Consider the following 19,752-nt stretch of genomic DNA (forward strand, 5'->3'; position numbering starts at 1 on the left):
AATTTCAGGGTCAAGCTTCTCTTCCTTTAAATGAGGCCCAGACTGTTTAGTCCTTGGTAGAGTGGCAGACAAAACAGCCACATTCGCTATTGCCTGAGCCGGTGACGCAGGTGCTGTAGTCCCAGCGAAGCATATCAGGATAAGGACTTCCATGAGCCCGATGGCAGGAGAGACACATAACTTTATCTTGACCAGGGGTAACGCTGGCCGAAGGTCCTCTTCCGATAAGTATCGAGGCGTCTTTTCGAGCTACAGGTACTAGAGGATTATACACGGTGTAGTTAGTGTACTCACCTCGATCAGGAAGCTCCACCCCCGATGGGTGACGTAACCAAGGGTTCCCGCTTCCTCCATTAGGTGAGCCTCCAGCAGGCCAGGAATGGAAACTGTTGTGGCAACCGGCACAGAAGTCACTTATTCCCTCAGCATTTTGTCCATAGGCTAAAGGGGCAAAAGGCTTTGGTGAATCCTGATATTCGTTATGCCGAGAGGCACTAGGATTCTGTTCCCAGTCAGGGTCTTCTATGCCGGCTACAGCTGGTGGATTATGGGGCGGGATATCCCAAAACTGGGCTCCGGCCTTGTTAAGAAAGCGGTAACCTCCCCCTGATTCATCGACATACTTATAACCATTGGCCTGAAGATTTTGTTCGTCATTGGCGTGGTGAGCGGCCCGATGGCAGCCGATACAGCCATTTCCGGTAATAGGATTAAAAAGAGGTCCGGGTCCGGGACCATATCTTATGGAGGCCAAAGACTTATGGCATCCCTCAAATCCACAACTGTTGGGTACCACTCCGAATTGAGTATCCCCTCCTGGGGCCCATTCTAGGGTGGCATCTGGAGTAATAACGTTATGGCCATACTGGTCGCCTTTATGTTCCACCCAGTAAAAGTTACCTCCAGCCAAGGTGCTGGAAGGACTTCCATCTGGTGGATAAGTTGGTGGTGCATGATTGAGAACTATGGGAATTCTGGTCTCTCCCACGGTGACGATGGTGTTACTTGTGTTGGAACTGTGACAACCGACACAGTCAGCCACGGTAAGATAGCCATAGGGACCAGCAGTGGTTACTACCGAGCCACTTTGAGAATTATGCATGGTATGACAGTTAGAACAGATACCATGGACCCGGGCCTCCCCCGGAATAACAGAAAGAAAGAAAAAAATCAGTCCCCAAAATAAGAAAGCCATCTTATCTTAAAGCGGTCTTCCCTCTCTTGATCTTTAAAATAGAGATGCCCCTAAAAAGGACATAAATATCTACCATTTTTTTTAATCAATCTCTTTTTTATTTTTGAGGGAAAAATATGTCAAGAAAGAAGGAAATAATTAAATCAAGAATGAAGCAGAATGGTCAGAAGCGGCTAATCTTGGCACAAAGAAACCAGTATTTTTTGGGCTAAGCCCCGTCCCAAAGCCAGACGAGCCCCCTTGGCCGAGACGATTACCGGGCCACAATTGTTTATTACCTCTACCGTATCGCCTACCTGAAGTCCCATAGAGGTGAGCCGGGCTCGCAGCTTTTCCCCCCCTAGAAAACGGCAAAAGCGAACCTTTTCTCCTGGAGAGGCCAGGCTCAGAGGAAGGGTAGGGACTCGCTTGGTCTGGCAGCCAGAGCAAAGACCATAGATCTCTAATTTGTGGCTAAGGGGTTTGAAACCATAGAGACGGGCCATCTCCTCCTGGAGAGATTCAATGGTTGGGTGAACAAATTCAATGATTTGGCCGCATTTGGTGCAAATGAGGTGGTCATGGTGTTCTTCCAGGTGGCGATGTTCATAGAGGGTTGGGCGCCCTTCAAAGCTTTTGGCCTGGGCAAAACCATAACGACAAAGTAGGTCTAAAGTTTGGGTGACAAAATCAAGCCCCCGAGAAAAACCTCGCCTCTTTAAAGTTTCCAGTAACTCTTCTGGAGTGAGATGGCGATCTTCTTCAATAAAGGCCTCAAAGACAGCCTCTCGATCGGCCAGGTTGGCTTCATCAAGGGAAGAAAAAATCCTTCGAAATTCCTCTTTCTCGCGCTGGTGCAAGGAATCTTCAGAGCTCTTCTTCAGGGCAGATCTTTCAAACATGGCCAACCTCACCAGTTTATCTTTTGTTTAGAATCCTTCCGGGATTAATAATTATTGAGAAAGCTTAACAATTTACTTAGGGTAAAGATACAGTAGCTCTTGGCAGTGCTTCTGTCAACCTGTTATGGTTTGGCGGTGTCCACTTTATTGGTAGTTCCCACAGAACTAGAAGCTAGAGGGCTTAAAGAGCTGGGATTTGCCCCCCTTATTTGTGGTATGGGGCCAGTAGCCTCAGCGGCCAAGGTGGCCTATGAACTGGCTAAACACTCTCCCAACTGTATCCTCCTTTGGGGACTGGCCGGGGCCTATCCTGGAAGCGGACTCGAGGTTCCCTCCCTGGTCTTGGTGACCGAGGAGTTTCTGGGAGATCTAGCCCTCTGTAAAGGGGAACACCTTGAAGATCTCGCTCCCCATCTTCCGGCCAGAAGAAGATATCCTCTGCCTGAACCTCCTCGGCGCCGGGTTCATAACCTTTTAGAAAAGGCAGGTCTTCCCCCAATTTTGGGGGCGGGAGTGACGGTTTCCTGTGTTTCGGGGACCAGGATTCGAGGAGAGATCCTGGCCCGTCGTTTTGGAGCTCTTATTGAAAATATGGAAGGGGCGGCCGTGGCCCAGGCCGCCGAACTGGCCGGTGTGGAGATGGTTGAGCTCAGGGTAGTCTCAAATCTGGTGGAAGATCCTCCCCGGGCTCTTTGGAAGATCGAGGAGGCCCTTTCCCTTGGAGTCCGGGCTCTTCAGGCCCTTAAGGAGTTCATCAGATGAGGATAGGTTTTTCTCCTTGTCCTAATGACACCTTTTTTCTGGCGGCCTTGATGCTTGGCAAGGTAGAGGCCAAAGTCCGGCTTCTTCCTGTCATCGAAGACGTAGAGGCCCTTAACTTAAGGGCCTTTAAAGGAGAGCTGGAGGTAACCAAGCTCTCCTTTCATGCCTTCTGTCATCTTCTAGGACGTTACCTTTTGCTTCCCATAGGGGCGGCCTTAGGTCGGGGAGTAGGCCCCCTTTGGGTGGCTAAAGAAGGTTTTTCCTTTTCAAACCTTAAAGATCAAGAAGTGGCTGTCCCCGGTTTGTACACTACGGCGACCCTCCTTCTTAAACTCTATTTTCCCGAGGCTAGACTGCGACCAATGCGCTTTGACCAGATCATGCCTGCTATCTCTCGAGACGAAGTGGCCTCTGGAGTTATTATCCATGAAGGACGCTTTGTTTATCCCCGCTACGGTCTCGGTCTGGTTGTGGATTTAGGACGTTGGTGGGAAGAGGTAACCGGGCTCCCCATTCCCCTGGGAGGCTTTTTCATCCGCTCTGACCAGGCCCAAATGGCCCCTCAGGTTGTTGAGAGCTTGAGGGATAGTCTCTTTTTTGCTCGAGAGAATCCCCGGCAGGTCTGGGAGTATATCAAGGCCTATGCCCAGGAGATGGAAGACGACATTATCAGGCGTCATATTGAGACCTATGTCAACGAGTTTACTGAAGATCTGGGGCCGGAGGGAAACTCGGCGGTAGAGACTCTGGTTGATTTGGCCCGCAGACAAGGGATAATTAAAAACTTCCCTTCTCGGTTTAAGGTCTAAGGAGGGCGTTGGTGAAAGGTTTGAATATCATAGATCTTATCCTAGACGCCGGTCCCGTAGCCAAATTTGTCCTTTTGATCCTTTTTATCTTCTCTGTGGTCTCGTGGGCTATTATCTTCTTTAAAGGGCTTCAATATCGTCGATTACGTCGGGCTTCAGAACAATTTTTGGACTCCTTCTGGACAGCCCGGACGCTCTCTGAGGTCTTTCGGGGCTTGAAAGATCGTCCTCAGGCCCCGGTGGCTGAGGTCTTCCGTCAGGGCTATGGAGAGCTTATCAGGATTCGCCGTTCTACGCCCAAACCCAAAGCCCCGGAGGAGTTGTCCCTATGGGTAGAGAGCGTGCTTACCCGGCTGGAGAGGGCCCTGGATAAGGCCGTCTCCCTGGAACTCTCGCGTCTCGAGGAAGGCCTTTCCTTCCTGGCCACTACAGGCAACGCTACCCCTTTCATCGGCCTCTTTGGCACTGTCTGGGGTATTATGGGGGCCTTTCACAATATAGGGGCCGTGGGATCAGCCAGTCTGGCCACCGTGGCTCCGGGGATCGCCGAGGCCCTTATCGCCACGGCCTTTGGCCTGGCGGCGGCCATCCCGGCCGTCGTGGCCTTTAATCTCTTCATGAGCCAGATGGCCCGCTTTGAGACTGATATTCGAGCCTTTGTCCGCGATCTTCTTAATCTGGTAGAAAGAGATCTCATCCAGGAGGGTATAGGGGAGGAGTAAATGGCCCTAAACGGTAGTAAAAAAGGTCGCTATTTGGCCGACATCAATGTTACCCCCCTGGTGGATGTTGTTCTTGTTCTTCTGATTATCTTTATGATTACCGCCCCCATGATGACTAGGGGGGTTTCGGTAAATCTCCCTCAGACCAAGGCTGGAGAACTCCCCCGGCTTAAGGAACCCTTGGTGGTGACTATTACCCAAACTGGGGATATCTATATCGGTCGAGAGAAGGTCGGGCTGAAGGGACTTAAGGCCCGATTTTATCAGGCGGCCCGAAGCAAATCTGAAGTCTTTATTGAGGCTGACAGACAGGCTCATTATGGTCTAGTGGCCCGGGTTTTGGCTCTGGCCCGGGCCTTAGGAATAGAAGAGGTCGGCTTAGTTACTGCACCACCTCCCGCAAAGAGGTAGCCGTGGAGACTTTTGTCCGCTGGCGTTTTTATCTGGCGGCCTCCCTGCTTCTTCACGTAGCCTTGGTGGCCCTGCTGGCTTTGGCCCCTGAATTTAGACCTCCGTCCCCTAAAGTCTATAGAGTGCGTCTTGTAGCCATCACCCCCCCCTCTGTCCCTAAGGTTTCATCTCCTAAGACTAGTGCCAAAGCTAGCCCTAAAGTTCCCAGGCCTTCAGTAAGGCCTCGCTCTGCCCCAAAAAAGAGGCCTAAGCCACCTGGGTCCAGATCTTCTTTGCTTGGGAAAAAGCCCCCTTCAGTCAAGAAGGTAAAGAAACCTCTTTCCTCCCGGACCAGGCCTTCGTCCAGGTCTGCGCCCAAGAAAACCAGGCCCCAGAAGGTCAAAAAAGCCAAGAAGACTCCCAAAACTCAACCCACCCCCCAAAAGGCACCTTCAAGGTCGTCCCCCCCGGCCTTGGTAGATAACGCTCAAGAGGAGGCCATTCTTGCCAGGCGCCTTTCCCAGTTGAGAGAGAAGATAAGAGAAAGGGAAGAATCAGCCCATCTGTCGGCCGCCCTTTCCCGGGTGGCCAAGGCCGCCGCAGAGGGAGACAGAGAGGGGCTCTTTAACCGCTATCTTTCCCGGGTCACCGGCCTTATTGAGGCCAATCTGATCATCCCTGAGGTCATTAAGGATCCTTCCCGTCTTTCGGCCACGGTAATCGTGGTCATTGATGCCCGAGGAAGGCTTAAAAAGTTTCGATTCGAGAAGAAATCCGGCAATCGTCTCTTTGACGAAGCTGTTCGGCGGGCCGTCTATCTGGCAGCCCCTTTTCCGCCTCCTCCGGCCCGTCTTTCTCCCCCTCTGGAGATAGGGGTTGTCGTTCGTCCGCTAAGACTGTTAAGGGAGGAGCCATGAAGGTGTGGCAAGGAGGCCGTTTTTTTGCCTTTTTGTTGATCTTATTGATCCTTTTCCCACGGAGTTCCTCTGCCCGGGTCTATGTAGAGATTACTTCGGCCCAGATCAGTAAGATCCCCATCGCTGTACCTCTTTTTGAGGGCTCTGGCCCCCTTCACCTTGAACTGTCTCGGATCCTGGCCAAGGATCTTCTCCTTCACGGTTACTTTGAGGTCTTGGGAGAGACCACGGAGATCCGTGATCGGGAGGCCTGGAAGGGGCTTGCCGCCGATTATCTTGTCTTGGGGCGCCTCTACCAACAGGTGGAGAAGATTCGTCTTGAGCTAAGGGCCTTTGATCTTACCGCCGATGAGATGATCCTTGGCCGGGCTTATACCGGCCGGGCCTCAGAGGCCCGCTACATGGTCCATCGATTTACCTACCAGCTGGTCAAGGCCATCACCGGGGAGGAGGGTATCGCCCTTTCTCGGATCTTTATGGTGGTCAAACGGGGGGCCATAAAGGAGGCCTTCTCTGTAGATTTTGATGGTTTTAATCTCCTCCAGGAGACCTTTGATGCCGGAATCGTTGTTTCCCCGCGGGTCTCTCCTAGTGGTCGCTATCTGGTATATACCTCCTATAAAAAAGGCCGCCCCTGGTTATATCTTAAGGATTTGACTACGAGTAAGACCAGAGTCCTGTCCTCCCGCCCCGGTCTAAACATTGCCCCGGCCTGGCATCCTCGAGGTGATCGCCTGGTGGCCACCCTTTCCTTTCAGGGCAATCCTGATCTTTATCTTCTTGACCTTCGGGGGAGGATTATTCGGCGGCTCACCGCCGGCCCCGGGGCCAATGTCTCGGCCACTTTTTCCCCTGATGGTCAACAGCTTGCCTTTGTCAGTGATCGTTCAGGAACCCCACAGATCTACATTTTGGAGCTGGGTAGTGGTCGCATTCGTCGTCTGACTTATAAAGGAAGCTATAATACCTCTCCGTCCTGGTCACCTAGGGGCGACCGATTAGCTTACGCCGGTCTGGTTGAGGGACGTTTTCAGATCTTCACTATTGATCCGCGGGGAGGAGATCCGGTTATGGTGACCAGTCTCGGCAGCAATGAGACTCCGGTCTGGTCACCTGATGGTCGGCAGATCGCCTTTGTCAGTAATCGTTCCGGAAGGCGGGCCCTATGGGTGATTATGGCCAATGGGAGCTCCCCGCGTCTGCTTTTCTCCCCCACCGGGGAGGTTTATGATCCCTGTTGGTCGGGCAACGTTTATTAGAGGATTTGGCGGAAATAACAGAGACTGGCCAGAGAGAGGGCCCCACCAATGCCCATATAGAGAGGAGCTAACCAAATCTTAGGGATGCTGGAGTGTCTAAGGGTGGCCCCCAAAGCAATCATGATGGCCACGATCAGATAACTCTTCCATGATTGGAAGGCAAAAAAGCAGATTCTCTGGGGTTTGGCCCTCAGTCGGCCAATGTTCTTGCGGGCGATACGGACAAAACCTAAATAGTAGGCTAAAAGCAGGCCGACCATAGCCAAAAGGGCCGGGGCAGAGTAGCCAAACCTCCGAAACCAATACCAGGCCAGGGCCATAAGGTAGATTCCCACCATGAGCCAAAGAAGACCGCAGGTAAGAAAGAGGATACGTTTTTCAGCGGTTGGTTTCCGGACCTTCATCATCTTTGAATGATAATACCCAGGCCCATTTTCTCCAAGAGGAGTCTGCACTGGTCAGGCCTCTTTCGTCCTGTTAATGTTAAAAAACTTAGAACAAAGGGGGGTATTAAGTTATGGGCCGGCAGGAAATCTCTTGGGAAAGAAGCTGGCCTCGTCCGGTAACCAGTGAGGAAAGGGGTCGGATTTTGGGCTATTTCGAGGCCCGCTTTGGCATCCCTCAAGAGACCTTCTCCGGATATCTTCTTCTCTCTACGGCCAAAAATTACTGGCTTCTCCGTGATACTGGTCGAACTGAAGAGATCAAACACCTTAAGGTTCAGACAGTAGGGCTTCTTTTTGCTCGCCAGGTCTCAAAGTATATCAAACCTACCACCATAGCCTTGCAACGCTTCGGCCACCTGGCCACCCGGGCCATTGTAGATCTTTCCCCTCAGGAACTGGAAGCCTTAAAGAGCCAGAGGAAGATTTCCCGGGCGGTTTCTGTTGAGCCGGGGTATGTGATTCTGCGCTGTGGGGAGGATATCTGGGGTTGTGGTCTGTATCTTCCCCCTCATCTTATCTCTCATCTTCCGGGCGTCTCTTAAGACGCCAGATGGGGCCAAAGGGGGCGTCAACCACCTCCACTCCCATCTTCTTTAATTCTTCCCTCAGACGGTCGGCCTCAGCGTAATTGCCTTTGGCCCGGGCCTCCTCGCGGCATTTAATAAGTTCTTCTATTTTGGGGTCTGAGGGTCTTTCCATAAATTCCATCACCGCCAGAATCTGATCAAGTTCTTTGAAGACCTCAAGAATCTTTTCCCGGACGTCGGGGGCCAGACCTTTGTCCATCTTGGGATTGAGCCAGTGTATAAAAGAGAAGATCGCCCCCAGGGCTCGGGAGACGTTAAGATCGTCGTCTAAGGCATCCAGAAAGTCCTCTTTTAGCTGAGCGATGGCTGTATCTAATCCTTCAAGCCTGGGGCCATCGGGGATAAAGGTCAAACGGGTAAGGAAGCTATCTATCCGCTCTAAGGCCCGGCAGGCAGCTTCCAGGGCCTGGTAGGAGAAGTTAAGAGGTTTACGATAATGGGTCCGCAGGAGAAAGAAACGCACCTGTCGTCCGGTATATCCCCGGGCCAGGAGATCCCGGAGGGTGATCACATTTCCTGCCGAGCGAGACATTTTTTGACCATCTACGTAAACCAAGGCACTATGAAGCCAGTATCGGGCTAGGGGTTTACCCGTCAGGGCTTGAGCGATGGCAATCTCGTTTTCGTGGTGAGGAAAGATGAGATCCGTGCCGCTGGTGTGAATGTCAAAGGTCTCTCCCAGGTATTTCATGGCCATGGCCACGCACTCTATGTGCCAGCCGGGACGGACGTTTCCCCATTCAGTGGTGTAGAAAAGACCATGCCTCAGCTCCGGTAGCGTGGAACGCTTAAAAAGGGTGAAATCAACCGGGCTATCCTTATCATAGTCGTCAAGATCCACTGTTTTGCCTACCTGGATGCGGTCAAGATCCACCCGGGAGAGCTTTCCGTATTCGGGTAGCTTGGAGATGTCAAAATAGACCGATTGGTACTTAACGTAAGCCAGCCCCTTTTTAAGGAGCTTTCTGGTAATCTCTACCATATCTTCTATGTGTTCCCGGGCCCGGGGATAGTAACTGGCCCGTTTGGCCTTTAGGGTATCGACATCCTGAAGGAACTCCGCAGTGTAGTGATTGGTGAGCTCTTCCAGGGAGACTCCGGCCTTAAGGGCGGCGGCAATAGTCTTGTCGTCTATATCCGTAATGTTCATCACGTGGCAAACATCATAGCCTCGGAATTCCAGAAGTCGCCGGAGGATATCAGCCACCACCACCCGGCGGCAGAGTCCAAGGTGGGCTAGTTCATAGGCCGTAGGGCCGCAGGAGTAGATCCCTACCCTGGGAGGATTGAGGGGTTCAAAGGACTCTTTTCTGCGAGAGAAGGTGTTATAGAAGCGGGGGCCCCGGGGGGGTACCTCCTCTGTGAGGCTAAAGAGGGGGGTGGAGAGATAACGTTCGCCCCCGTCAGGAAAGATGGTCACGATAAGGCCTTCTTCTATCTCCCGGGCCAGGTTGTAGGCGGCAGCCATGGCCGCCCCGGAGCTCATGCCCACAAAGATTCCCTCTTTTTTGGCCAGGAGCCTGGCCATCTCAAAGGCCTCTTCATCATGGACATTAACAATCCGATGGGGAAGCCTTCGGTTGAAGATCCCCGGCTTATAGGATTCCTTCATGTTCTTGAGACCTTGGATCTTGTGGCCATAGTAAGGTTCTACCCCGATAACCTTTACCTCAGGGGCCCTTTCTCGAAAGAAACGAGACAGGCCCATAAGTGTTCCGGTGGTTCCCATGGTGGCCACGATATGGGTGACTTTGCCCTGGGTGGCCTCCCAGATCTCCGGAGCAGTATGATAATAGTGAGCCCGCCAATTGTTTTCGTTGTTGAATTGATCCGGGCAGAAGTAACGCTGAGGTTCGGCCCGCAGTCGGGCATAGACCTCTTCTATGGCCCCGTCGGTACTCTTTTCGGCCGGGGTAAGATAGATCTCGGCCCCATAGGCCTGCATTATCTTGCGGCGCTCTATGCTGGCTCCCTCACTCATGACCAGCAAACAGCGATAACCCTTGACGGCACAGACCATGGCCAGTCCGATGCCGGTGTTGCCGCTGGTGGCCTCTATGACGATCTTCTCCGGAGTAAGCTCACCGGTTTCTTCAGCGGCCTCAATCATAGAAAGAGCGATCCGATCCTTTACCGAACCTCCGGGATTTTTTGATTCTAACTTGGCCAGAATGGTTACTCTGGGGTTGGGATTCAGGCGGTGAATGGGGACAAGGGGGGTGTTGCCCACCAGGTCAAGAATATTGCCGCGTTTTCGGACTCGCATTTTCCTACTCCTTTTAAAGGTACTCCAGTATAGCCACCAGCGTTCCTTTAGGGCCGGAGGTTGAGGGAGATTCGAGACCGGTGGCTGCGGCCAGAAGTCGCCGGGGTTCCACCTGGGAGAAGCCATAAAGAACAAGATGGGCCCCCTTTTCCCTTTGGGGAAAAAGATCCTTTAAGGCCTTTTCGGCCCGGATCAGAGCATCCTCATCTATTACCGAGGCCTCAAGGAGACTAGCCAGGACCATCTCCTCTTCCTTAAGTCTGGCAGGTTTTCCCTCTCCTAAGGGACGTCGATACAGAAGACGAGGTAAGGCAAGACGTTCCCTCTCGCAGGCAATCTCCAAGATCTCCATGACTTCCGACTGGTCACTTAGTAAGAGTTGGCTTTCATCTTTGGCTTTAATCCAGAGGTTAACGAAGGAGCTCAGCCTCTCCCTGAGGAGATAGGCCCTTTCTGGAACCTCGACGGGCTCAATAATCCATCTTTCAAACCCTTCAGGTCCTTCTGGCCCGACGATCATTTGAGTAAGATCCTGAGCTTTTTTCTTAAGATGGTGATATTCGGCCTCCAGATCCTCAAGGCGTCGGTCGAGATTTTCGGCCAGGGTGAGAAAGATCTGGGCTTCAAGGAGCCGATTTTTTTCTGCCTCTGGCGGTTCCTCCCCTTTAAGGGCTGCCTTGATGCTTCCGACAGATTCTTCAATCATCTCCCGGGACAGACCTTTGAAGACTTCAAGGTCCCCGGATCGACCCATCATCAGGGCCCAATTTTCCAGAGCGGCAATAGTTTTTTTGAAATCTTCCAGGCGATCTCCTAAAGGGGCGGGGACGATAACCTCTACCTTTTGGGAGGCTACCAGATCCCGGATTTCCTCTGGTGGCCCTTCCTCGGTGGTTGAGAGGACTTTTATTCGATCAAAAAAAGTCAGGGCCAAGGATAAAAAATCTTTGCGGAGATGGGTAAAAGGAAAGACCAGGGCCTCTAAAACCATATTACCTCCCTAGTTACAAACCAAAGCGACCTATTCCCAGCAGATTGATGAGGAAGGTAAAGCGCGTCTCATATGGGGTGCTCAAGACTGTAACCTCACCCTGCCAGCACTGTGATCGATAGCGAAGACCATAGCGGGTATCGACGCGTTCGTCACTGGCCAGGTTCTTTTTATATCCGAAGATCAGAGAAAGACGAGGGGTGAGGGAATAAATAAGATAGGAGTTAAGCTCTTCTACCTCGAGGCTTTTCTGCCTCCGCCAGTCAACTCGGAGGCTACTGCCCCGTGAGTCTTGGAGGCGAAGGATAATGTTGGCACTGGTGGTTCCCTGGCCATAGACGCTGAAATTGGCGTCATAGCGGAAATAGGTCTTTGGATGAGGAGTGAATTCAAGTTCCACGTAAATGTCCGAGTAGGGGCGCCGTCGATCTTTAGGTGAAGTCAGCTCCCGGTTGGCCTCTCGAAAACTGTAGCTCTGCTGGACCTTAAATCTCAGAACATCTCGGTAGGCGTATCGTCTCGGGGCAGTTTCACGCTTAATGGTCAGGAAATTGGTCAAAGAGTAGGTAATCTTATTGGTGGTCGCCACCCGGTCTCCGCCGTCGAAGTAAGGGAGGTCCTTCTGATCCTTGGGGGGAATATAGGTGTAAAGTAGGCGAGGACGAAGGCTATGCCTGACCTTTTCTATGCCTCTCCACTGGAGATAAAAGACTCGCAAAATGGTGGTGGAGATATCGGCCGTAAGGTCATAGAGGGTTCGATCCAGATAGCTTTTTCGGTTCTCCAGGGAGTCCCAGTCCACCTTATAAAGGGTTTCCCTCAGACCATAGGCCAGAGTGACATCTAGATAAGGCTGGGTGGGCAGGGGCAGAGAAATCTTCGAGTGGAGGTCAAGGCGGTGCCCCTTTGTCCCCTCTTCCCGCCAAAAATACTGATATCGGTTTCGAGCTTCGAAGTAAAACGGCCCCCAAAAGGGGTGCTTGAGGTTCCGCCACTCAAGGAGGGGGAGTTCCTGGAGGGTGGTCTTCTGGCCTCCGGGGTTCTGGTTGTCATGCCAGGTAAGCTGTCCTAGAAGAAAGTTGTGACCTAGGGTTCCAGAGACCTGGGCCGTAGAGGTCCGGATGGTGGCGGTGTCTACCTGAATTCCCCGACCAAATTCCTCCATAAACATCCTTTGGGCCTTGTCGTAACCTAGGGGATCACTTCGGAACTCCAGGGGGAAATCCTTATCACTTACCAGATCCAGATCCAATTTGGCCATAAAACCCCGGGGAAGGCGGTGATCGGCCTTGCCTTTAAGCCACCAGCGGTGCTTATTCTCTCGGAGAATGCCGTCATCGTTGTAGTCATCATCCTTAAGCTTGTCGTTGAGATAGGCCAGCTGAAAGACCCCCTTAGAGCCTTTGGCCCAGGCATAACGGAACTCTACCCCGGTCATAAGTCCTCGTTTGGCCATGTAGTTGGGAAAAAAGGTAAGATCCAGGCTGTCGTTGATAGCCCAGAAAAAGGGTATCTCCAGACCAAAGCCGTGGCGGTTGCCCCCGGTTAGCCGGGGGAGGAGGAGTCCGGTCTTTCGGTGGGCCCTGGTGGCTACGGAAACATAAGGAGAATAAAGAAATCCCCGGTCTTTAACCCGAAAAGTTACCGAGTATCCCTTGGCATACCCTTCAGCGGTGAGTTTGGCCCGCCGGGCAAAAAAGCTCCAGGCCGGTCTCTGAGGACAGCTGCGGCAGGTATCGCAGGTGGTGATGACGGCCTGGTCAGCCTCGTAGGTCTCTGGACCAGTTTTCCGAATCTGCCGGGCCAAGACATGGAAGTTTTCCTTTTTTATAAACAGATGGGCCTCCTGGATAGTCCCCGTTGCTGTGCGGACATTGAAGATTCCTTCCTGGCCCTGAATCCAATCTTCCCCGGAGCGAACCCGTAAGTGTCCATAGGCATAGATGTTTTCTGTTAGGAGGTCATATCGGAGGCGGTCAGCATAGATGGCCAGGTCCTGGTGATAGACTTCTACCTCCCCCTCGGCCACGATGATCCGGTTGTTGTCAAAGTAGGTGATCTTTTGGGCCAGGATGCGCCAAGGTGGAGCAGCCCAGATGGTTGCCGCCTGGAGACAAATTCCCAAAAGAAGAAGAAAGGTCCCGGCTCGTTTCACGCTTCTGGCTAACTATCATAGGGACAGAGGGCTTTCAATGAATAAGGGGGGAGAGAACCCTCTCCCCCCTTAAGAGAAGCGCGGCAGGAATAATCTTACTTTTTGACCACCAAGACCGGGCAGGGGGCCATAGCCAGGACTCGCTCGGTACAGCTTCCAATCAGAAGCTTCCCTAGCATTCCATGGCCGTGGCTACCCATAACGATAAGATCACAGCCAAGATTCTTGGCCACCTCGACGATTTCCTCTGGGGGACGTCCCTCTGTTATTCTGGTGTTAAGAGAGACTCCCATCTCTTGGGCGATCTTTCTGGCCTTCTCTAAGACCTTTTCTCCCTCCTGGTAGAAGGCCTCTTTTACTGACTTTAGGGTAAAGACCTCGATGAACTCCTCTCCCCTGGGTACCACATATAGGGCCGTGACTTGAGCTTGATTGGCCTTGGCCAGGGAAAGCCCCTGTTTGAGGGCTTCCAGGCTGGGTTCAGAGCCATCGATGGGAATGAGGATATGTGTGTATGCCATGGTTGCCTCCTTAGGCCTTGGCCGTCTGGGCTACTTTGACCGCCTGGGAGCTCATGCCGTATTTTTTGACTAGGCGCTGTTTTTCAAGGTGCCCTTTAAGGGTCCAGTAGAAGATAAGGAGGGTGGCAATACCTCCGCTGGCAAAGAGGAAGATCTTACTGGCCAGTTCGAAGACCTGAGCTGAATGTTCCGAGAGGGTGATAAGGTTGAGCTGCTGCATGTAATCAGGAATGGCCAGGGCTCGGGAGACGCAACACAGCAGGATAAGGATGGAGGTTACCAATCGGATATAAAGCTCTTTAACCAAGCTGGTGCCAATGGCTCCGACATAAATTCCGATGAGAGAGCCGGCGTAAAGCAGGAAGGTCAGGCGAAGATCCACAAAGCCTCCCAGAGCGTAGTTGAAGGCTCCCCAGGCCCCCATGAACATGGCCAAGAAGAGTTCTGTCCCGGCAGCCACCACTGTAGGGACACCGAAGATGTAGATCATGGCCGGCACGCCGATGAATCCACCCACCCCTATGGTTCCGGCCATGTAGCCAACTGCCGTACCTACCACGAGGATGGTCCAGAGAGAGATTTTCACCCCAGCCACAGGAAAGTGAATCATCGGAGGAATGCGGAGCTTACTGGAGAGCCGGAGCAGGGCTTTAGACGGCCCCACTTCACCCCCCCGCATGGTTCTTAAGGCATCTTTGAGCATAGATCCACCGATAAGGGTGAGGGTGATGACAAAAAAGGCGCTTACATAGAGGCTGGAGCCAGCCTTACCCAACTTGTGGAAAAAATAGCCGTTTACCCAAACGGCCAGCTTGATACCCACCAAGGCGGTAATAAGGACAAAGACGGCCAATTTACGGTCCACATGGCCCATCTCACCGTGTTTCTTAGAGCCCATCATGGCCTTACCGAATTTATGGGTGATGTTAGCTCCCACAGCCATGACTCCTGGGATGCCCAGGTTCATCATTCCCGGGGTCATGAGAAAGGCTCCTCCAGAGCCGATAAAGCCCGAAAGCGTCCCGCCCATAAAACCCAAAAGGGCCACCCAGAAGTAGTTCCAAGGGCTAGCTGAGAGCACCTGGGTGACGATCTCCAGCTGTTCTGGAGAGATATGTCCGGTTACTGGTCCTGCAGCCATTTTCTTTGCCTCCTTAAAACTTTGATTTTGTTTAGTGATGAGTTCCGGCGGATTTCTCCAACCCGAGGATCTTGGGGATACATTCGGTGAAACTGCCGTAGATATAGGCGTGGAAAGGTACGGTAGCCATTACGGCCAAGGCTCCTAGGATATTGCCCTTCATGTAGATGAGATGATTAAGCTTATCTATTTGAGGAAAGAAGAGGAAATAGCTAGCCGCCGACAGGGCTCCGAAGAAGGCCATACGGGCCAGGACCTTCTTTTTGGAAGTGGCCTCTTCAGGCATGAGGGTCTTGATAGAAAGTACCGGACAGCGCATGCGAATGCTGATGTCCTCAAGGTGTTTGATGCCCTCTTCAGCCAGGGGATCAAGGTCAAGCTCACCGACTATAATGATATCGGCCGGGCCAATCTCGGCCATGGTCTTCATAAAGGCCCGGGGCGTGTAGTGAACTATGCGCCAGTTGAGGCTGACGCCGGCTCTTTGGGCCTCTTGGGCCATTTTTTCAGCAAAAGTCTTGATTCTGGCCTCGGCCTCCTTGAGCTGTTTCTCCTGTGTCTCTATCCAGTCTGCTGTCTCTAAAGAGACAGGGATAAGAAAGAGGCCTACCAGTTCCGCACCCTTACTCCGGGCGATCTCTATTACATTTGGCAGGTGTTTGGATTCTCTGTCTGTCTGTTCAATAAAAATTATCTTTTCCATAAAGCCTCCCCCCGGTTATCTTTTGATAGTGATCATTTCTTGAGGAACCTGAGATTCTTCTCCTTGCTCTAGAGTTTCTTTTAGAATCTCGCAGGCCACCTCGAACTCTCCGGCCTCGGCAAAGGCCACCGCGGCCATCAGATCCGTCCATTGATTGCTGGCCTCCTTTTTCATTTTTTTACCCCTCCTTATTTATATGTGCTTTCTGCAACTGTTCTTTTTGGAGCAAGAAGCAACAGTTGTGCCAATGACTTCTAAGAGGGATAACTCACCTTTTTGTCGTAATTTATTTGATTAGCTGTCTGACTGTACGTTGGTGCCCTCTTGTTTCAAGACGAAACATGAGCGGGAAATGGTTGCAAAAGGAAACTCTGGCAGTAAGCTGGCCGAAGAAGAGCCCAAACAAAAAACATGTTGCAACGAGCAACATCTTCTTGCAAAATGTTGCAGTATGTTATGGATGCACTAAAGTTTAGTGGGTGTCGTTAAGGTGCTGGAGAGAAGATTGAGAAGATTTCTGCCCCGAAGTCTCAAAGTCAAGGTTCAGATTGGTTATTGTTTCTTTCTTTCCATGATTCTTATAACCATTGCCCTCTCTGGTCTTATCCTTCACCACATATATGCCAAAGTCACCCTTCTTCAGGTCATTGAAGATTTCAACAATACCATCCTTGAAGTTCGGCGTTTTGAAAAAAACTATCTCCTTTATCACGATGAGGAGGCCTTGGTTTATACCCGGCACTTTCTGGGTGTTGCTGAGATGATGCTTTCAGAAAGTCGTCGGGAGATGGCGAAGATTACCAGCCCGGATTTGGTTCAGCGTCTCTGGACGACCCTCAGCGAATACAGGAAGATCTTTGCTCGGGTGGCCTCCCTTTCTGATCCGCCGGCAGATCTTATATCCCGTCTTCGTCAGACGGGCAAAGAGTTAGTCCGCATTTCGGAGATGATAGAGGCCGGGGAGAGGAGGAGCCTGGAGCGTTATTTCCAGCGCTCCATGGCTCTCCTGTTTCTTTTGGCTATCTATTTTATTGGTATCACGGTGGGGCTGGGCTACTTGGTGGCCCGGATGGTTGTTCTGCCCCTTAAAAACCTGGAAGGCTACCTTAAGCGGGTAGCCTCCGGGAACTTTACCGCTGTCTATCCCGAAAGTGCCGACTCCGAGATTCAGTCGGTGGTTCAAACCATGAGACTGATGCTTGAGGAAATAAAGGCCCGGGAAGAGGAACTTGTTCAGTCTAAGAAGCTGGCCTCTTTGGGCACGCTCTTATCTGGGGTGGCTCATGAACTCAATAACCCCCTTTCAAACATTTATTCATCCTGTCAGATCCTCCTGGAAGACTTTGAAGACCTTGATCCCCGATTTCTTAAGGATATGCTCATCCAGATAGAGAAGCAGACCTGGAGAGCCCGAAACATAGTCCGCACTCTGTTAGAGTTCTCCAGACATAGACAGTATGTTCTGGAAAGGCATCCTCTTCGTCCTTTGGTGGAAGAAGTTTTTTCTATGGTCAGGGGGCAGCTTCCGGCCAGGGTCTCTCTCCAGCTGGCCATCCCTCCAGATCTTGATGTCTGGGTGGATAAGCAGCGTCTTCAGCAGGCGCTCCTTAATTTGGTCACCAACGCTATTCAGGCTATAGGAGAGGAGGGAGAGGTTCGGGTAGAGGCCCAAGAGACGGACCGAGGGGTGGAAATAAGGGTTATTGATAATGGCTGTGGTATCCCTCCAGAGATTAAGGAAAGGATTTTTGACCCCTTCTTTACCACTAAAGAGGTAGGTAAAGGTTCAGGGCTAGGGCTTTATATAACCCATGAGATCATCAAACATCACGGCGGTAAGATCTCGGTAGCCAGTGTTCCTGGTCAGGGGACCACCTTCACTATTGTTCTTCCGCAGCGGTCGCTAAAGGTGGCCCCGAGGGATCACACAAAGGCTAAGGAGTAAGAAAAATGACCGACCTTTCCGAAAAGGGCCGAATCCTGGTAGTCGATGACGAGGAGATCGCTCTTAAAAATCTGGAGTATATACTCCAGAAGCTTGGTCATGAGATCGTGGCTACCACCAGTAGCCTTAAGGCCCGAGACCTCCTCAAAAAAGAGACCTTTGATGTAGTGGTTACCGATCTGAAGATGGAAAAGGTAGACGGCATGGAGCTTCTGCGCTTGGCCAAGGAGCGCTCTCCAGAGAGCGAGGTGATCATTATCACCGCCTTTGCCACGGTGGATTCGGCCATAGAGGCCATGAAGGCCGGGGCCTATTACTACATTGCTAAACCCTACAAGATAGACGAGGTTCGCAAGGTGGTCTCTGAGGCCCTGGAGAAAACCCGTCTGCGTCGGGAGAATCTGGCCCTCAGACGTCAGCTTGAGGCTATCAAAGGTCGGGTAAAGATCCTCACCAATGATGCCAAAATGAAACAGATTCTGGATGTGGCCCGTCAGGTGGCTATAAGCGACTGTACCGTCCTGATAACGGGAGAATCCGGCACGGGAAAGGAGCTCCTGGCCCGTTATATTCATGAAATGAGTCCCCGCCGACAGAAGCCCTTTGTGGTGGTTAACTGCGGAGTCTTTACCGAAGAACTCCTGGCTCATGAGCTCTTTGGCCACGAGAAGGGAGCTTTTACTGGGGCCACCCACTCCAAGAAAGGGCTGGTGGATATGGCCAATGGAGGGACTCTCTTTTTGGATGAGATTGCCGAGATGTCTCCCAGTATGCAGGTCAAGCTGCTTCGTCTGATTCAGGAACACGAATTCTACCGAGTGGGGGGGACCGAACCGATTCGAGTGGACATTCGCTTTATTGCTGCCACCAACCAGGATCTCAAAAAGGCCGTAGAGCGAGGAGATTTTCGCCTCGACCTTTACTACCGCCTGAATGTGGTGAACATGCACCTTCCGCCTTTGGCCGAAAGAAAGGGAGACATCCCCCTTCTGGCTCGTTTCTTTTTAGAAAAGCATGCGGCCCGGATGGGTAAGAAGGTTACCTCTATTAGTCAGGAGGTTATAGCCATCCTCAAAAATTATGATTTTCCAGGCAATGTTCGCGAACTCGAAAACATTATCGAGCGGGGTGTGGCCCTGGCTACCGGAGAGACAATAGATAGTTCCTGCCTTCCCGAGGAGATAAGACAGCTAGATATCAAGGCCTTTAGGAAGAAAGACGGCCGTTATCCCACCCTGGAGGAGCAGGAGATAGCTTATATTCGCTGGATCCTAAAAGAGACAGGCGGCAACAAGACCCTAGCGGCCCAAATCCTAGGCATAGATCGGGTTTCCCTGTGGAGGAAACTTAAAAAGTACGGTCTGGAAGCAGAAAAATAATGTTTCTTGAAAGATAAAATCTTGTTTTAAAACGCAACGTCTTCCATCCTCTTTTGGCCTCACAGTCAGCCAGCCGTAATCTAAAATTTCGTTACATTCAGTACTTACATTTGTTCAGGTTGTTGGCATTGTTTTTGAATTTTGCTCTCTCAAAGTCTTCTATAGGATTTTTCATGAACAAGAAGTGGAAAGAGATCTCTAGGAAGATCGAAGCCACCTTTGGGGCGGCGGCCTTTGCCGAGGCCGGGGAGTTTGAGGCGGCTCGAGAGATCCTTAAAGAGGGCTTTACTGAAGGGCATGTACTTCTGGGGGTGGAGGGTGAGGCCCTTGATCGAAAGGCCTGTCGTTACGCTCTCAACCTCTGTCGCTCTACCAGGGCGTCTCTACAGGTTATTCAGGCCCTGCCAGTCAATGATCGGGCCATGTTGAAGGCGGCCTCGATACGTTCTGAGGCCCTGGTTCGGGAGACTTTGGTCTCCATGGGGTTGGAGATCCCTTTACAAGTAATCACCGTGTCTGGGACTCTGGAGCAGATCCTTCTCTTTTATCTTACCCATGTTAAAGGGATCATCTCGGTGGTTATTGCGGGTGGTAAGCGCCGATTTCGGCAAACATATTCTCGGATAATCCGTGAGGCGCCATGCCCGGTGGTTCTAGTTTCAGCTAAGTAAAATCTCACAAAG

At 51.7% G+C, this 19,752-nt stretch carries 20 protein-coding genes; 10 read left to right on the forward strand and 10 right to left on the reverse strand.

The window, feature by feature from the left end; all coding sequences use genetic code 11:
• Positions 1-46: 46 nt before the first annotated feature.
• Complete coding sequence (locus G4V39_RS08430) at positions 47-1,195, reverse strand: cytochrome c3 family protein (RefSeq protein WP_166032511.1); 1,149 nt, start codon at positions 1,193-1,195, stop codon at positions 47-49.
• A 173-nt stretch (positions 1,196-1,368) separates the two neighbouring features.
• Entirely contained in the window at positions 1,369-2,076 is a 708-nt protein-coding gene (locus tag G4V39_RS08435) for a transcriptional repressor (RefSeq protein ID WP_166032512.1), read from the reverse strand.
• A gap of 105 nt (positions 2,077-2,181) precedes the next feature.
• Here G4V39_RS08435 and mqnB point away from each other — a divergent pair, with 105 nt between their 5' ends.
• From mqnB to tolB, 6 genes are all read left to right on the forward strand, one after another.
• Positions 2,182-2,838, forward strand: coding sequence for a futalosine hydrolase (gene mqnB, locus G4V39_RS08440; RefSeq protein WP_220126127.1), 657 nt, complete (start codon positions 2,182-2,184; stop codon positions 2,836-2,838).
• A complete protein-coding gene (locus G4V39_RS08445) occupies positions 2,835-3,647 on the forward strand; it encodes a 1,4-dihydroxy-6-naphtoate synthase (RefSeq protein WP_166032514.1) in 813 nt (270 codons plus the stop codon). The genes mqnB and G4V39_RS08445 overlap by 4 nt, the downstream gene beginning before the upstream one ends.
• A gap of 11 nt (positions 3,648-3,658) precedes the next feature.
• The gene (gene tolQ, locus G4V39_RS08450) at positions 3,659-4,369 is read left to right on the forward strand and encodes a protein TolQ (protein ID WP_210412070.1); all 711 of its coding nucleotides are present in this window, start codon (positions 3,659-3,661) and stop codon (positions 4,367-4,369) included.
• On the forward strand, positions 4,370-4,780 hold the full coding sequence (locus G4V39_RS08455) for an ExbD/TolR family protein (protein WP_166032515.1): 411 nt from the start codon (positions 4,370-4,372) through the stop codon (positions 4,778-4,780). It begins immediately after the preceding gene.
• A 452-nt stretch (positions 4,781-5,232) separates the two neighbouring features.
• Positions 5,233-5,676: a TonB family protein gene (locus G4V39_RS08460; protein WP_166032516.1), complete on the forward strand. Its 444-nt coding sequence runs from the start codon at positions 5,233-5,235 to the stop codon at positions 5,674-5,676.
• Entirely contained in the window at positions 5,673-6,935 is a 1,263-nt protein-coding gene (tolB, locus tag G4V39_RS08465) for a Tol-Pal system beta propeller repeat protein TolB (RefSeq protein WP_166032517.1), read from the forward strand. The genes G4V39_RS08460 and tolB overlap by 4 nt, the downstream gene beginning before the upstream one ends.
• Here tolB and G4V39_RS08470 read toward each other — a convergent pair.
• The gene (locus tag G4V39_RS08470) at positions 6,932-7,342 is read right to left on the reverse strand and encodes a hypothetical protein (RefSeq protein ID WP_166032518.1); all 411 of its coding nucleotides are present in this window, start codon (positions 7,340-7,342) and stop codon (positions 6,932-6,934) included. The genes tolB and G4V39_RS08470 overlap by 4 nt on opposite strands.
• 110 nt (positions 7,343-7,452) lie before the next feature.
• Between G4V39_RS08470 and G4V39_RS08475 the strand changes: the two genes are divergently transcribed.
• Positions 7,453-7,923, forward strand: a complete 471-nt coding sequence (locus G4V39_RS08475; protein WP_166032519.1) for a hypothetical protein — start codon at positions 7,453-7,455, stop codon at positions 7,921-7,923.
• On the opposite strand, the gene cysS is transcribed toward G4V39_RS08475, so the two are convergent.
• The 7 genes from cysS to G4V39_RS08510 form a co-directional block, all read right to left on the reverse strand.
• The gene (gene cysS, locus G4V39_RS08480; protein ID WP_166032520.1) at positions 7,895-10,234 is read right to left on the reverse strand and encodes a cysteine--tRNA ligase; all 2,340 of its coding nucleotides are present in this window, start codon (positions 10,232-10,234) and stop codon (positions 7,895-7,897) included. The two genes, G4V39_RS08475 and cysS, sit on opposite strands and share 29 nt — an antisense overlap.
• A gap of 13 nt (positions 10,235-10,247) precedes the next feature.
• The gene (locus G4V39_RS08485) at positions 10,248-11,225 is read right to left on the reverse strand and encodes a hypothetical protein (protein ID WP_166032521.1); all 978 of its coding nucleotides are present in this window, start codon (positions 11,223-11,225) and stop codon (positions 10,248-10,250) included.
• A gap of 13 nt (positions 11,226-11,238) precedes the next feature.
• The gene (locus G4V39_RS08490; protein WP_166032522.1) at positions 11,239-13,380 is read right to left on the reverse strand and encodes an LPS-assembly protein LptD; all 2,142 of its coding nucleotides are present in this window, start codon (positions 13,378-13,380) and stop codon (positions 11,239-11,241) included.
• A gap of 95 nt (positions 13,381-13,475) precedes the next feature.
• Complete coding sequence (locus tag G4V39_RS08495) at positions 13,476-13,901, reverse strand: universal stress protein (RefSeq protein ID WP_166032523.1); 426 nt, start codon at positions 13,899-13,901, stop codon at positions 13,476-13,478.
• Between the two features lie 10 nt (positions 13,902-13,911).
• Positions 13,912-15,042, reverse strand: a complete 1,131-nt coding sequence (locus tag G4V39_RS08500) for a sulfite exporter TauE/SafE family protein (protein ID WP_166032524.1) — start codon at positions 15,040-15,042, stop codon at positions 13,912-13,914.
• A gap of 31 nt (positions 15,043-15,073) precedes the next feature.
• Positions 15,074-15,745, reverse strand: coding sequence for a hypothetical protein (locus tag G4V39_RS08505; protein ID WP_166032525.1), 672 nt, complete (start codon positions 15,743-15,745; stop codon positions 15,074-15,076).
• A 15-nt stretch (positions 15,746-15,760) separates the two neighbouring features.
• Positions 15,761-15,919: a hypothetical protein gene (locus G4V39_RS08510; protein WP_166032526.1), complete on the reverse strand. Its 159-nt coding sequence runs from the start codon at positions 15,917-15,919 to the stop codon at positions 15,761-15,763.
• A gap of 331 nt (positions 15,920-16,250) precedes the next feature.
• Here G4V39_RS08510 and G4V39_RS08515 point away from each other — a divergent pair, with 331 nt between their 5' ends.
• From G4V39_RS08515 to G4V39_RS08525, 3 genes are all read left to right on the forward strand, one after another.
• The gene (locus G4V39_RS08515; RefSeq protein ID WP_166032527.1) at positions 16,251-17,690 is read left to right on the forward strand and encodes a sensor histidine kinase; all 1,440 of its coding nucleotides are present in this window, start codon (positions 16,251-16,253) and stop codon (positions 17,688-17,690) included.
• Positions 17,691-17,695: 5 nt separating this feature from the next.
• On the forward strand, positions 17,696-19,069 hold the full coding sequence (locus tag G4V39_RS08520; RefSeq protein WP_166032528.1) for a sigma-54-dependent transcriptional regulator: 1,374 nt from the start codon (positions 17,696-17,698) through the stop codon (positions 19,067-19,069).
• Between the two features lie 173 nt (positions 19,070-19,242).
• On the forward strand, positions 19,243-19,740 hold the full coding sequence (locus G4V39_RS08525) for a universal stress protein (protein WP_166032529.1): 498 nt from the start codon (positions 19,243-19,245) through the stop codon (positions 19,738-19,740).
• Positions 19,741-19,752 lie beyond the last annotated feature (12 nt).

Source organism: Thermosulfuriphilus ammonigenes, from assembly GCF_011207455.1.
GTDB lineage: Bacteria > Desulfobacterota > Thermodesulfobacteria > Thermodesulfobacteriales > ST65 > Thermosulfuriphilus > Thermosulfuriphilus ammonigenes.

What these genes read in the sequence shown, in the direction of transcription:
- G4V39_RS08430 (WP_166032511.1), bottom strand. Translation starts at nt 1,195, where the DNA reads ATGGCTTTCTTATTTTGGGGACTGATTTTTTTCTTTCTTTCTGTTATT.
- G4V39_RS08435 (WP_166032512.1), bottom strand. Translation starts at nt 2,076, where the DNA reads ATGTTTGAAAGATCTGCCCTGAAGAAGAGCTCTGAAGATTCCTTGCAC.
- G4V39_RS08445 (WP_166032514.1), top strand. Translation starts at nt 2,835, where the DNA reads ATGAGGATAGGTTTTTCTCCTTGTCCTAATGACACCTTTTTTCTGGCG.
- G4V39_RS08455 (WP_166032515.1), top strand. Translation starts at nt 4,370, where the DNA reads ATGGCCCTAAACGGTAGTAAAAAAGGTCGCTATTTGGCCGACATCAAT.
- tolB (WP_166032517.1), top strand. Translation starts at nt 5,673, where the DNA reads ATGAAGGTGTGGCAAGGAGGCCGTTTTTTTGCCTTTTTGTTGATCTTA.
- G4V39_RS08470 (WP_166032518.1), bottom strand. Translation starts at nt 7,342, where the DNA reads ATGATGAAGGTCCGGAAACCAACCGCTGAAAAACGTATCCTCTTTCTT.
- G4V39_RS08475 (WP_166032519.1), top strand. Translation starts at nt 7,453, where the DNA reads ATGGGCCGGCAGGAAATCTCTTGGGAAAGAAGCTGGCCTCGTCCGGTA.
- cysS (WP_166032520.1), bottom strand. Translation starts at nt 10,234, where the DNA reads ATGCGAGTCCGAAAACGCGGCAATATTCTTGACCTGGTGGGCAACACC.
- G4V39_RS08485 (WP_166032521.1), bottom strand. Translation starts at nt 11,225, where the DNA reads ATGGTTTTAGAGGCCCTGGTCTTTCCTTTTACCCATCTCCGCAAAGAT.
- G4V39_RS08495 (WP_166032523.1), bottom strand. Translation starts at nt 13,901, where the DNA reads ATGGCATACACACATATCCTCATTCCCATCGATGGCTCTGAACCCAGC.
- G4V39_RS08500 (WP_166032524.1), bottom strand. Translation starts at nt 15,042, where the DNA reads ATGGCTGCAGGACCAGTAACCGGACATATCTCTCCAGAACAGCTGGAG.
- G4V39_RS08505 (WP_166032525.1), bottom strand. Translation starts at nt 15,745, where the DNA reads ATGGAAAAGATAATTTTTATTGAACAGACAGACAGAGAATCCAAACAC.
- G4V39_RS08510 (WP_166032526.1), bottom strand. Translation starts at nt 15,919, where the DNA reads ATGAAAAAGGAGGCCAGCAATCAATGGACGGATCTGATGGCCGCGGTG.
- G4V39_RS08520 (WP_166032528.1), top strand. Translation starts at nt 17,696, where the DNA reads ATGACCGACCTTTCCGAAAAGGGCCGAATCCTGGTAGTCGATGACGAG.
- G4V39_RS08525 (WP_166032529.1), top strand. Translation starts at nt 19,243, where the DNA reads ATGAACAAGAAGTGGAAAGAGATCTCTAGGAAGATCGAAGCCACCTTT.